The organism is Pedobacter sp. CAN_A7, from assembly GCF_015752175.1.
Lineage (GTDB): Bacteria > Bacteroidota > Bacteroidia > Sphingobacteriales > Sphingobacteriaceae > Pedobacter.
The window spans coordinates 554,209-567,475 of record NZ_JADOUW010000002.1; the positions used below are offsets into that span (position 1 = coordinate 554,209).

The window sequence follows — 13,267 nt, forward strand, 5'->3', positions numbered from 1 at the left end:
CCTGCTAAAATGTTTTAGACCAAGTACCAGTAATCCTAGATAAACGGATTCTAAGCTCAAATACGCAGATTTTTAGCAATTTTGGCTGTTTGTAGAACAAAAATGCCTGTTCGTCGAATCTTCCGCTTATAAAGGTTAAGTTTTTATATTTTAGAACCTGTTAATTTTGTTTAGAAAATGAAAAACAAGGGATCAGTAGTTATCCATCTTATCTTCTGGCTTTTCTTAATCATGATCTGTGTTTTTGCGGTGATCAATAATGAGGAAAAGCCTTCCTGGCATCATATCCTTGTTTCCTTTGGTTACTACGGATTGATCAATGTCTCTATTTTTTACATTAACTATTTTCTGCTCATGCCACAGTTGGTCAAAGAGCGGAAAAGATATGGCCTTTATGTTTTGTCGCTAATTGCGCTCATTGTATTTATGGGGGTATTAAAATCTATGATTGCCTTGTTGTACAGTGATGTGATCCTCACCTACGTAAATTCCCGCACTGGGGCAAAAATATATACAGAAGTTACTCAATACTTTTTCCGATCCATTTTCATTAGTGGGTTCTTTATCGTGATCAGTTCGCTCATTAAGTTCTCTGTAGATTGGTTTGGTAACGAAAGGGTACAGCGACAGCTGGAAAGTGAGAAAAAGGACATGGAACTTCAGTTTCTTAAATCACAATTAAACCCCCATTTCCTGTTTAATTCCTTAAATAATATCTATTCACTTGCTTACCAGAAATCAGATAAAACAGCCGATGCGGTGTTAAAGTTGTCGGAGATTATGCGGTATATGATCTACGAAAGTAATGACAGCTGGGTAGCCTTAAGTAAGGAGATTGAATATGTTAAAAGTTATATTGAGCTGCAGAAACTTAGGTTTCGCGATGGAGCTGCCGTAGAACTAATCATCAAGGGGGATATAGACGACCAGCCGATTGTGCCGCTCATCCTGATCTCTTTTGTGGAAAATGCCTTTAAACATGGGGTAGCCAACGACCCGAAAGATCCGATAAAGATCAACCTGATTGCAAACCAAAAGATACTTCATTTTAGTATCACCAATAAAAAAAGTAACGCCAATAAAGATGAAATGGGTGGGGTGGGATTAAGTAATGTGGAGCGCAGGTTACAGTTATTATATCCTGAACGATATAAGTTAAATATCGTAAATTCGGCTACCCATTACACCAGTGAACTAATGCTTGATATATGACAAAATTGAAGTGTATAGCTGTGGATGATGAGCCATTAGCGCTAGATATTATAGAGGATTATATTTCTAAAGTCCCATTCCTCGAACTGGTTAAGCGGACCGAGAATGCCATTGAGGCGCTGCAAATTGTGCAGGCAGGGGGAATTGACCTGGTCTTCCTCGACATCCAGATGCCTGATTTAACTGGGATTCAGTTTTTAAAAATAGCTACGGGTAAATCCAACTATATCCTGACCACCGCTTATTCGCAATATGCTTTAGAAAGTTATGACTTGAATGTATCAGATTACTTATTAAAACCAATCGCATTTGACCGTTTTTATAAGGCGGTAGAAAAGGTGTATAATCAGGTGCAAAAAGCGCCTGTTGTTGCTGCTCCCGTTCCTGTGGCGGCGCCCGTAGCACCTGCAGCTTTAAATCCCGTACAGGATTTTATCTTTGTGAAGACCGAACATAAAATTCAGAAAATCGAGCTGGATAACATCCTTTATATTGAAGGATTGAAAGATTATATCTCCATCTTTACCAAGAACGAAAGGGTGATTACCTTACAGAACATGAAAAAGATGGAGGAAACTTTACCACATACACAGTTTATCCGTGTACATAAATCCTATATCATATCCCTAGATAAAATAGAAAGTATCGAAAGAAGCCGCATCACGATTTGTGGTAAAATTATACCTATTGGCGATACCTATAGGGAAGAATTTTTCAAGCGCATTGACAATAAGAATATTTAAGCTGGCAGGGGCTGCAGGAGTTTATGGCGTATCGCTTTTTCTGCAGCCATAGTAATCTCTTCCAGGCTCTGCCCTTCTGTAGCTACAGGCGATAATACTGTCCATTTTAGGCTTTCTCCTGCGCTTAAAGGGTACATGCCATACCGAACAACCTTCCAGGAGTTTTCAATGGCTATAGGCACAACAAGGGCGTTAGGATTTAGCTTTAATAAGGTGGCTACGCCGCCAACCTGAAATCTTTTCATATTCCCGTCTTTCGCACGTGTACCTTCCGCAAAAATCATGGCCGACCAGTTATGTGCCTGCATTTTCCTACCCAGTTTAATAATCTCACCAATGGCCTGTTTGCTGTCTTTTCTGTCGATATTAGCCCCACCACCATATTTCAGGTTAAAGGAAATGGAAGGGATACCCTTGGTGAGTTCTATTTTAGAGATAAACTTGACATGGTATTTTCGCATAAACCAAATGATGCCGGGTATATCATACATGCTCTGGTGATTGGCAATAAAAATAATCGGACGGTTTTCTGGTAATTCCTGCTCATTGATAAAGGTGATGCTGTTTCCTAAAAACACTTGACAATAGGTAAGGAAAAAGTTCAGTGCATCTACCGATTTTTTGTGGGCAGCATAACCAAACTTATAACTCAGCCATTGAATAGGTTGGAAAATGATGAGGGTTAATAGAAAGAAAAAATAAAAAATAGGAGTGAGGACATAGCCTACTAGTTTTTTCATGTGGGAATTCGCTAAATCTGTCCTTGGTGTAATAAGAAATGTGTTTTTAAAATGGCGGCAACACTCATGCTGTCGGTAATTTCGCCACGGATAACCATGTCGAAGGCCTGCGCAAAGGGGAGCTTGCGAATGGCTAATTGTTCTGTATCCTCAGGTTCGGCTTCACCCTGAGTGAGGTTGCGGGCAATATAGATGATGGCCAGTTCATTACTTACGGAGTTGGATAAATGCATACGTTGAATCTCCTGCCAGGAACCTGCGGTTAAGCCAGTTTCTTCCAATAACTCGCGTTTGGCACTATCAAGCGGGTCTGTGCCTAAGGGCCCACCACCTTCGGGAATTTCCCAGCTGTAGGCTTGCAGTGGATAACGGTATTGGCCAACCAGCCAGGTATTGTGGTGCTCATCTAAGGGCAAAATGCCAATGGCCAGGTTTTTAAAATGAACTTCACCATAAATACCGGCACCTCCGGCAGGGTTAATTACCTGGTGTTCGGTAAGGCCGATCCAGTTGTTTTCATAGATCTTGCGGCTGTCTAAAGTAACCCATGGGTTCGTTTCGTCCATGCCGCAAGATACAAAATTAACGTTTAAAATGATCCTTCATCAGGTCCTTGCTGATCCTGTTGGGACTCCGCTTTTTTTGGTTTTTTTGAGAAGGTCGTCTGACCAAAACGGTAAGAATAGGTTAAGCTTGCCATAGGTCCTTGCATATACCTTTCAAAATCAACAACTGTGCTGTTGGTGTTGGTGGTCATGCTCCAGTTACGGGTATTTAATACGTTACGTACATTTAAACTTAACGATGATTTTTTGTTTGGCAGGTCGTATTTAACACCGGCATCCATGCCATACATGGCATTTCTTTTTCCTTGTGCCATTACCTGTGGCGCCCTGTAATCAGCTTTAATTTGTAAAGTAATGCTGTATGGCAGGGTAATGTTATTGGTAATGTTGGCATCCCAGCTAAAACCAGAGTTTTCTAAAATACCAAACTCCGGTACTCCCTTAATGTTGCTTTGGAAAAAGTTGGCATTAGCAGTAAAATTCCAGGCTTTAAGCACATCAAATTTACCTATCAGTTCTAAACCAGTATTACGTTCGCGCGTTAAATTCTGTGGCGTTGTAATGGTAATTCCTTCTTCATCTGGCAATGACCTCACGCGTTGAATTACATCATTTGTTTGGCGGTAATAGATACTGGAAATAAAGGTAATGCTTGGCCAGTACTTGTTATAGCTGAATTCGTAGGCATTTACGTCTTCTGGTTTCAGATTTACGTTACCCTGACGGTAATTTAAGGGTTCAGACGTATCCAGGAAAGGGTTAGTATCCCATCCTCTTGGGCGGTTTACTCTTCTGCTGTAACTTAATTGAACTTGTTGTTCGCCTTTTAATTTTTGCGTTAGAAATACACTTGGGTATAAACGGGTGTAAGCCACTTTTCCAGGGGTATAAGTTACCCCATTTATGGCGCTGTAAGCACCTGAATTGGTGTTTAGCAAGGCATCTTCAGCCCTTAAGCCTACCTGATAGCCAAAGTTTTTAATCTGGTTCTGGAAATTAGCGTACAAAGCATGCACCTGGTCTTTGCTGTTAAAATCATTTGAAACCAGGTAATCCATATCAAATTCGTTGGTGGTCGTATTTAGAATCTGTGCAAGTGTGGTATTGTCAGAATAACGGATCTGGCTGCGGTAACCTGTTTCAAACATTCCTGTTTTACCAATAGGCAGGGTATAATCAGCCTGGATATTGTAGTTTTTACTGTCGCCAATACCATCATTGATATTTACTCCAGTAGGCAGATCTACAGCTTCACCATCAATATTGTAGATATTAGTGTTGTAACGTTGGTAGTTGTCGTCATTGCCCTTTGAATATCCGAAATTAAAAGTGATTTCTTCTTTTGGTTTTTTAAACTTCTGACTAAAATCAACGTTAATGTCATAACTTTTACCACCACGTTGGTTGTTATTGGTTCGGTTACTTAATTCCACGGCACCAAGATTAGCATTTAGTTTATTGATGTTCAGGAATTCGAATTGGTCATTATCCCTCACGTTAAAACCCCCGGATAAGCTGACCACACTTTTCTCTGCTAGGTTATAGTCAATACCAGCTTTCACATTATGGCCGTTATTGGAGCCTTCAGAATCAGAAATCTGGTTTGCAAATACCGTAGGAAAAGTGCTGTCAAGGTAGGTAATGTTGTTAAACCCATTGCTTAAACGGTTACCGGTACGGAAACTATAATTACCGTAAAGGTTAACTTTATTGTTTTGATAACTTAAGCTGGTGTTGGCGTTATAGTTTTCCTGGTTTCCGGCAGTTAAAGCCACATTACCATTTAAACCTAATTTTTTATTCTTTTTAAGTACGATGTTAATAATACCCGATTGACCTTCGGCATCATATTTTGCTGAAGGATTGGTAATGACCTCTACGCTTTCAATAGAGCTGGCTGGAATAGATTGCAGAATTTGTGCTACATTTCCACCGGCAATAAGCGATGGTTTACCATCGATCAGTACCTTCACTCCTGATGATCCTCTTAAACTTACATTACCTTCCATATCTGTTTGTACAGTGGGAACGTTTTGCAATAAATCTGTGGCCGATCCCCCTTCACTCACTAAACTCTGGTCTACAGAGAATACTTTTTTATCAATACCCAGCTGCATGGTGCTTTTAGGTGCCGAAATTTCTACTTCTTTTAAGGCAAGTCCTTTAGAAGGATTCATCTTTATTGTACCCAGGTTAATTTGTCCGCCTTTAAAAGTAATGGAATCCCTTACCATGGTTTGGTAACCCATATAGCTTATTTTAAACGTAACCACACCTGCTGGCAGGTCCGAAACTTTTAAATTTCCGTTTACATCCGTTTGTGCTACTTTTATGATAGCTTTAGTTTTTCTGTCAAGTATACTTGCAGTTGCGTATGGAATGGTTTCGTCGTTTTGTCCGTCAACTACTTTTGCTACAAGAACTGTTTGCGCCGGAGCTTGGGCATAAAGGTTTAAAGTGCTTGTACATATGGCAGCGATTAAAAATAAGGCTTTGTAAAAATGCGTCTTCATCAATTCTATCTTCATTTATGGGGTGTCTGTTATAAAGAGGGACAAAGAAACGGAGGCGAAGTTTAATATTCAGGGCGTAACTATTTTATTACAACGAAAACATGATGAATTACAGTAATATTTTTGTGAAGAATGGGTTAACGTATCAAACCTACCGGGATTTGATCGATGAAAAGTTAAAAGCCGGTAAAACAACGGGTGAAGATGATTCGGAAGACATGCTTCACTACTCCAAAATGAATGTTCACCGCATGACGCGGGTTGATAAAACCGTCCAGCTCACGGAAGAATTTCTAGGTGTACTGGCTAATGTTAATAAAAAATATCACCTCTTGGTGATTAGCGAAGGCTGGTGTGGTGATGCTGCGCAAATTGTACCTCTGTTTGACAAAATTGTACAAGCCGCTCCGGCGCATTTTCAGTTACGCTTTGTGCTTCGCGACCAGTATCCCGACTTAATTGACCAGCACCTAACCAATGGCGGAAGGGCAATACCTGTATTGTTGATTCTTGATGAGAATGGGATGGTATTAAACAAATGGGGGCCAAGGCCAGCCTTGTTAAGCCCGTTACTTACTGACTGGAAAAAGGAAGACGAGGACATGATGGTGGTTGCCGAGAAACTTCATGGTTGGTATGCTAAAGATAAAACTTTAAGCACCCAGCAGGAACTTATCGAATTGTTTAGGGGTTTAAATTAATCTACAGATACGGTGAGGCCTTCTTGTTTAAGAATCTTACGGTAAATTTCCATTTCTGTATAAGAGCCTTCCAGCACGGCGCATTTCCCTTTGCTATGAACTTCCCAGGCAATTTTTTCTGCCTGCGACTCCGTATAATCCAGGTATTTCATCATACAATGGATCACATGGTCAAAAGTATTTACATCGTCGTTCCATAAAATCAACCGGTTGGTGGTTTTTAGAGAGGAGAGGATTTCTTCCAATGTAAATGTTTCTTCTTTTGTTTCTGTAGACATGTTGCAAAAATACGCAATTTCAAAATATGCTGACAGCTAAATATTATTTTGTTTAGAAATGGATACAGCTCAATTATACGACCTCCAAAATAATATGATCAATTGCTCATGCCCCGCTGATTTACATATTTAAATGTGAACGTTCCTGCTAATAAAGCAATTAAAGTATAAATAGCGACCACCAACGCGCCTTTATCTTTAAATAGATTATAATCAGTCATGTGATTTTTGAGGACGGTAATGTGGTATGAAAAGGGATAGTACATATACCAGGATTTCTGTGTGAGAAACAATCCTAGAAATATAAAGAATAAAAATATTCCTAACGCTGTGATTGCACTCTCTATGTAAATGAAAATTGGGATGACTAAAACACCATATAGTATAAATGCCATTAACATTCTTGAATGAAAAATGATAAGTAAATAATTGTCATGCAGATTCAGCGCGATATGGTCTGGATAAAAAGTGATACAGATGAATATAATTGCCACATAGGATAAATAGGAAATTAAACAATATGCAAATATGAAAACCACACTAATAAATACTTTTCCAAGATAAATCCTCACTTTGCTAATAGGTAACAACAGGCTAGACTCCCACATTTGGTTTTTATTCTCTACCTGAATTAAGGAGTAAAGAATTAAAGCAATAATGATAGGGGAGAACATGATATAAGACTGAAAATAAAAGGTGGAGAATAAAGGGACAACTTGATTCGTAGTTGCCAGGCCCAGTCGTTTAAATAGCTCCATCATGGCAATCGTACTCATTAATAAAGGAAATAGATAGACCAGGTGAAGTCCTCTAATCCTTTTATTTTTTATCAGTTCATATTTAATTAAACTCATAGACTGTTAGTTTTCATGTAAGTATCTTCGAGACCAATTTCTGATGTTTTAATGTCTAAAATGTTTGCTCCGGTGGCCAGAAGATTAGTCATAAAATCATTTAGATTGGCCTGATCTTCAATAATAAATTCCAGGCAGTTTCCTTGTGCCCCTTTTAGCGTAATTCCAGGAGTATCATTTAGTGAAGCAATTTTTTCAATGGATGCTAAGACAATAAATAGTTGCTTTGTTTTCGTCTTTTTTAAGAACTGATCAATAGGCCCCTCGAACTCCAGTTGGCCATTTTTCAACATCCCTATATGGGTAACAACCTTTTCTAATTCGCTTAGTATATGACTGGATAAAAAGATTGTGGTTCCAAAATTATAATGAAGGTCTTTTATGATCATGCGGGTTTCCACAATCCATTCGGGATCCAAACCATTTAATGGTTCATCTAAGATGAGTAATTCAGGGTGATATAAAAAGCTCTTTGCAATCCCTAAACGTTGTTTCATTCCTGTAGAACACTTTCCATACAAACGATCTTTGAATTCCCATAGGCCTACCTTTTTTAAAACTACCTCAATTCGGTTACCGTCTATGGGATAATAGTATTTTAGCAGTTTCAAATTTTCTGAGCAGCTGAGGTTCGAATAAAAGTGCGGCCCTTCAAGTAAATACCCGGTTCTTTTAATGATGTCTTGACGATGCGTAGGCTGATCCAATCCTAACACTTGAACACTTCCACTTTTTGGCGATAACAGACCCAAAATGCACCTTATCGCTGTACTTTTTCCAGCTCCATTTGAGCCTATGAAGCCATATATTGAACCTGGTAGTACGTGTAAGGATAAGTTTTTTAATATGGGAGCAGCTTTGTGATAAGAAAAACTCAGGTTTTCAATTTTTATCATAAATGAAAAGAAGTTTATTATCTAAATATATATTTTATTATAAATATTCTGATGATAATAAATCTTAAGTTGATTAACTATGCGAATTAATCCTACAAGTGCATCATATTATGCACCAATAAAATACATAAATTGACCGATTGCATAACCTGAATGATAGGCGAAAAATACAATCAAGATAGCCAGGTATAAATGTTTTATGGTTAAGCCAGATTTTTTAATCATTTTGATTATTGTTAAGCGCTATGTTGCGTAAACATAATCATAATTTAAAATTAACCGCGTTAAGCTAACTTCTATTTTCCAGTGACTACACTCCTTTCCAAAGTTCAATATCAACGAAACGAAAAAGGCGAGTTTCATGAAATCGCAACACGTAACCTCCACGACACCATGGAAATTTTGCTAAACTATCCATGGGATACAGAGCGACTACGAAGGTTCAGGAGGTTCTATATTAGGATTGTTTATTGTCTTGGTGTTCATGATGCTCCTCATGACAAGTCCACTATTATTCTTCTTTTTCAATTACCTATCAGCCGATAAGAATGATTATCTTCAAATCTCCAAAGGCCACGATGAGTTCGTTTACAGGAAATCCAGCAATATGAAAATTTACAACAAGCAGAATGTCAAGGAGATAATAGCATACGGTGTGCAGTCATCCAAATCTCTCTGGAGTAACTGTGAAGTGTATGAAATAACCTTTAATAACGGTGAGCAAATAAAGTTTACAAGTTTGTTAATTAGCGGTAGTAAACTAAAGCAGAAATTTCCCGATCAGCGAATACAAGATGTTTTTAAATTCTTTCCAACATTCTGATACCTCTTCCATGCTTTGCATGTAACCTACTTGAGGTTCATCGTGAGGATGTCCCCGACACACAACTGAGATAGACTTTGAACACACCTGGTCCCAGGACGCTCACTGGTCTGGCGTTGCGACGAAGCCTGGTCGAAGCCAGGATGGGGTGCAATAAAGCTATCCAAAATTTCTACAGCCTCATGTAAATTTAGCCTTTCTGGCCTAAAATCATAACCTATGGTTAATATTGTCATAATACCATGGCAATAACTTCGGGTTTTAAAATCTGATGCTAAACAATAGAATATGAAGAAAATAATATTGATGATGCTGGCGATGCTTTCCATAGGCATGCTGCAAGCCCAGGATGCCCATGTGATTTTGATTAGTGTAGATGGTTTAAGACCTGAATTTTATAAAGACGCTAGCTGGTCGATGGTTAATTTACGCCAGGCCATGCAAACCGGCGCCTATGCTGACGGTGTGGAGGGGGTATTTCCATCGGTTACCTACCCTTCGCATACCACTATGATTACGGGTGTAAAACCATTGAAACATGGGGTGTATTATAATACGCCGCCTGAACCTTTAGGAGTAACCGGCAAATGGAACTGGACTTACGATAACATTAAAGTGCCCACTATTTTTAGTTTAGCCAAAGCGAAAGGATTATCAACAGCATCGATGTTCTGGCCCGTATCTGTAGGCAACCCGGCAACCTACAACCTTCCGGAATATTGGTATTTGCCCGCTGCTAAAGGCGAAAAACGCAATATGATCAAGGCTTTGTCAGAACATGCCTTTCCGAAAGGATTTTATGAAGAACTGCAGGAAAATGCCACAGGCAAATTGGAGGATGTTGATTTTGACGGAGAATACCTGAGCATTGATGATAACCTTGCCCGGATGAGCAGTTATGTGATTCGCAAGTATAAACCTTCATTTTTAGCCCTACACCTGGTTGCCGTAGATCATTTTGAGCATGAGCAGGGTAGAGATGGTGATAAGGTTCGGGCATCGGTCGCTGGAGCTGATCGGGCGATTAAATCGATTCTTGAAGCAATAGAAAAAGCTGGAATTAAAGATAAAACAACCGTTATCATTACAGGTGATCACGGTTTTGTAAATATCCATGCTTCTCTGGCGCCTAACGTTTTGCTTGCACAAGCAGGTTTATATGATTCGGAAAACAAAGAAAACTGGAAAGCCTATTTCCATAGTGCTGGTGGTTCGAGCTTCTTGCAGTTAAAGGATAAAAATGATAAACAGACCCTGGCAAAAGTAATGGCGGCCTTGAAAAAACTGCCCCTATCACAGCAAGCCATGTTTGAGGTGAAAGACCGGGTTGCTTTAGATGTGGTAGGTGCTGACCCTAATGTGGCACTGGCCTTAGCGCCTGTCCATGGTTTCACTTTTAACAACAGTGCTACTGGTGATTTTATTCGCCCTGCAAAAGGTGGTACCCATGGTTTCTTTCCCGATTCTAAAGAAATCCAAACCGGTTTTGTGGCTTTTGGAAAAGGCATTAACCAAGGTGTTGTCATCCCTCAGATGGGCCTGGTCGATATTGCACCTTTAATAGCAAAGCTTTTAAACCTTGACTTGCCAGCTGGCGATGGCCTTTTGTATCCTGGGCTATTGGCTAAATAGGTGCTCTCATTTATTTTTTTTTAATCGGATTTTTGCCGGAATACTTTGTATAATCATATTGTCGAAAATTACAGTCTTTTGATTCTGTGTATTATGATAACAATTTTATTTTTTTTTTACTCACTTCTGATGAGCCCATAATGGTAGTTATGTGTTTAGAAAGCCTATTCAGCCGTGTTAAGGGCAACGTTAGCAATTTTCTTTATTGTGAAATCTCCTAAACAATTCCACATGCTCACCATATTTTCAGCTGCAAATCTCCTAACTTAATTGCCAGATTATCCCCTATATATAGTTAATATGGTCACTAATTCAGCGAAGATGTCCACAAACAAGTATTTGCCTCACATTGACGGATTGAGAGCAATCGCCGTCCTGTCTGTATTTATGTTTCACTTAAATTTCACAATTTTCTCTGGAGGGTTTGTTGGTGTAGATGTATTCTTCGTAATCTCTGGTTACCTCATTACCGGGGGGATCTACAAAGAGCTATTGGCTGGTGGTTTTTCTCTCCAGGCTTTTTATCAACGAAGGATTAAAAGAATTTTGCCGGCTTATTTTACCATGGTGATTTTGGTGCTCATTCTTTCTGCTGTATTATATCCATTCTTACAGCTTAAAATTGTTGCGGTTACCGCTGCTATGAGTTCCGTGTTCCTTGCTAATATTCGCTTTGCGGTAAAAGAGTCGAATTATTTTGCTGCCGATGTTCATGAAGATCCGCTATTAAACTTATGGTCATTGGGCGTGGAAGAGCAGTTTTATCTGGTTATTCCGGTCATGTTACTCCTCATTTGGAAATTTATGCCCAACTGGTTTAAACCGGCATTATGGCTTATGTTTATCCTGTCTTTTGTAAGCTGTTTACTGGTCATGTATTTTGGGCAGCATAAGATTGCTTTTTATTATCCACACTTGAGGGCATGGGAATTTCTCGCCGGGTCAATCCTGGCTGTTGCAGGCATTACCGCTGCAAAACAAAGCTTAAAAGGCAACTTGCTTAGTGTTTTGGGGTTAGTGCTGGTGGCTGTACCTACATTTACTTATACTCAGGATACTGCATTTCCTGGTATCGCTTCACTTCCTGTGGTTCTAGGGACCGTATTGGTGTTGCATTTTGGCGTCAATGGAGGGCTGGCAGGCCAGTTATTACGAAGCGCCCCAGTTACTTTTATTGGACGCATTTCCTATTCCTTGTACCTGTGGCATTGGCCAGTCATTGTTTTCTGGCGTTATGTCAGGTTTAATGAAACAACAGTGATGGATAATGTGGCCATTATCGTCGTTTCTTTTGCGTTGGCTATACTGTCATGGCATTTTGTAGAAATGAAGTTTAGGTTTCGCATGGCCAACGCCAATTATAAATATTACCTCTATACAGCTCTAGGCTCTGTAATGGTGGGCGCTTTCGCTTCCTTCATCGTTTACACGAATGGTGCTAAACATTATTTTAATACAGAAGCCAACAGCCTTATTAGAGACTCGGGTACCATCTCCAGGTTTGCAGACACCCAACTGTGGGTAGTCAATAATGATACAGAGTTTACCTATTCCCAATTATTGGCTTTAGACAAAAATCTATTGATACCCATAGGAGATTCCACGGCCGAGAAATCATTTTTAATATGGGGCGACAGCCATGCCGTTTCTTTGTTGCCCGGGATGGATAGCCTGGCCCGCGTAAATAAAAAAGGGGGATACCTGTTAAACAGGCAAACGGGTATTTCTAATGAACGGATTAAATACTATAAGTACGTAACCCAATGGCTGCAAGATCAACAAACCATTGAACAGGTATTTTTAGTCCAACGCTGGAGTGTGCGGCTGGAAAGTGAGTTTCAAAGAGATTTTATGGTCAACTTTTGCAATAACCTAAAAAACCTTGGACTGAAAACGACCATCTTCCAGAATGTGCCTGAATTTACGGTCGACCCAATTATATTCCAGGCGCGGGTAAAGATTCTCAATTCCTTTGGTGAGTTTCGCAATAGTCCAATGGTTGATACAACCAGTTACAAAAAACTAACCCAACCTTATGGGCTTCTTTTTCAGAAGCTGGCACAAGATCATGCGTTTAAGATATTACCAACCGACCATATCTTTTTAAGAAATGGAATGTACCATGCAATGAATAATGATGGCGAATTACTCTATTATGATAACCACCACTTGTCGCCGGAGGGTTCCAGGTTGTTGATGAAATCATTAAGCCATGAGGTGTTTTAAGGTGGTTCTTGTTAAGCACAAATATATATTTGCATTTGAAATCAATTATCTACAACTTACATCAGGCTAAGGCTAAATTAAGG

At 39.4% G+C, this 13,267-nt stretch carries 12 protein-coding genes; 5 read left to right on the top strand and 7 right to left on the bottom strand.

All coding sequences use genetic code 11. The features are described 5' to 3' along the window. Positions 1-177 precede the first annotated feature (177 nt). Positions 178-1,212 carry a sensor histidine kinase gene (locus IWX76_RS08505; RefSeq protein WP_196859477.1) on the top strand — a complete coding sequence of 345 codons (1,035 nt, stop codon included), beginning with the start codon at positions 178-180 and terminating at the stop codon, positions 1,210-1,212. Continuing rightward, complete coding sequence (locus tag IWX76_RS08510) at positions 1,209-1,955, top strand: LytR/AlgR family response regulator transcription factor (RefSeq protein ID WP_196859478.1); 747 nt, start codon at positions 1,209-1,211, stop codon at positions 1,953-1,955. Before IWX76_RS08505 ends, IWX76_RS08510 begins: the two co-directional genes overlap by 4 nt. On the opposite strand, the gene IWX76_RS08515 is transcribed toward IWX76_RS08510, so the two are convergent. The 3 genes from IWX76_RS08515 to IWX76_RS08525 are packed head-to-tail and all read right to left on the bottom strand — an operon-like array spanning position 1,952 to position 5,789. Next, positions 1,952-2,695 (bottom strand): lysophospholipid acyltransferase family protein, encoded by a 744-nt coding sequence (locus IWX76_RS08515; RefSeq protein ID WP_196859479.1) that lies wholly within the window; start codon positions 2,693-2,695, stop codon positions 1,952-1,954. The two genes, IWX76_RS08510 and IWX76_RS08515, sit on opposite strands and share 4 nt — an antisense overlap. A gap of 11 nt (positions 2,696-2,706) precedes the next feature. Further along, the gene (locus IWX76_RS08520) at positions 2,707-3,261 is read right to left on the bottom strand and encodes an NUDIX domain-containing protein (protein ID WP_196859480.1); all 555 of its coding nucleotides are present in this window, start codon (positions 3,259-3,261) and stop codon (positions 2,707-2,709) included. A gap of 23 nt (positions 3,262-3,284) precedes the next feature. Beyond that, entirely contained in the window at positions 3,285-5,789 is a 2,505-nt protein-coding gene (locus IWX76_RS08525; RefSeq protein WP_334641532.1) for an outer membrane beta-barrel family protein, read from the bottom strand. Positions 5,790-5,875: 86 nt separating this feature from the next. On the opposite strand from IWX76_RS08525, the gene IWX76_RS08530 reads away from it, so the two are divergent. Beyond that, positions 5,876-6,475: a thioredoxin family protein gene (locus tag IWX76_RS08530; RefSeq protein WP_334641533.1), complete on the top strand. Its 600-nt coding sequence runs from the start codon at positions 5,876-5,878 to the stop codon at positions 6,473-6,475. Here IWX76_RS08530 and IWX76_RS08535 read toward each other — a convergent pair. From IWX76_RS08535 to IWX76_RS08550, 4 genes are all read right to left on the bottom strand, one after another. Beyond that, positions 6,472-6,753, bottom strand: coding sequence for an ATP-dependent Clp protease adaptor ClpS (locus IWX76_RS08535; protein ID WP_196859481.1), 282 nt, complete (start codon positions 6,751-6,753; stop codon positions 6,472-6,474). The two genes, IWX76_RS08530 and IWX76_RS08535, sit on opposite strands and share 4 nt — an antisense overlap. A 98-nt stretch (positions 6,754-6,851) precedes the next feature. Further along, on the bottom strand, positions 6,852-7,607 hold the full coding sequence (locus IWX76_RS08540) for an ABC transporter permease (protein ID WP_196859482.1): 756 nt from the start codon (positions 7,605-7,607) through the stop codon (positions 6,852-6,854). After that, positions 7,604-8,503: an ABC transporter ATP-binding protein gene (locus tag IWX76_RS08545; protein WP_196859483.1), complete on the bottom strand. Its 900-nt coding sequence runs from the start codon at positions 8,501-8,503 to the stop codon at positions 7,604-7,606. The genes IWX76_RS08540 and IWX76_RS08545 overlap by 4 nt, the downstream gene beginning before the upstream one ends. Before the next feature lie 849 nt (positions 8,504-9,352). Further along, the gene (locus IWX76_RS08550) at positions 9,353-9,562 is read right to left on the bottom strand and encodes a hypothetical protein (protein ID WP_196859484.1); all 210 of its coding nucleotides are present in this window, start codon (positions 9,560-9,562) and stop codon (positions 9,353-9,355) included. 52 nt (positions 9,563-9,614) lie between these two features. Here IWX76_RS08550 and IWX76_RS08555 point away from each other — a divergent pair, with 52 nt between their 5' ends. Both IWX76_RS08555 and IWX76_RS08560 read left to right on the top strand, forming a co-directional pair. Next, on the top strand, positions 9,615-10,958 hold the full coding sequence (locus IWX76_RS08555; protein WP_196859485.1) for an alkaline phosphatase family protein: 1,344 nt from the start codon (positions 9,615-9,617) through the stop codon (positions 10,956-10,958). 321 nt (positions 10,959-11,279) lie between these two features. Then, entirely contained in the window at positions 11,280-13,184 is a 1,905-nt protein-coding gene (locus IWX76_RS08560) for an acyltransferase family protein (RefSeq protein ID WP_196859486.1), read from the top strand. Positions 13,185-13,267: the final 83 nt, after the last annotated feature.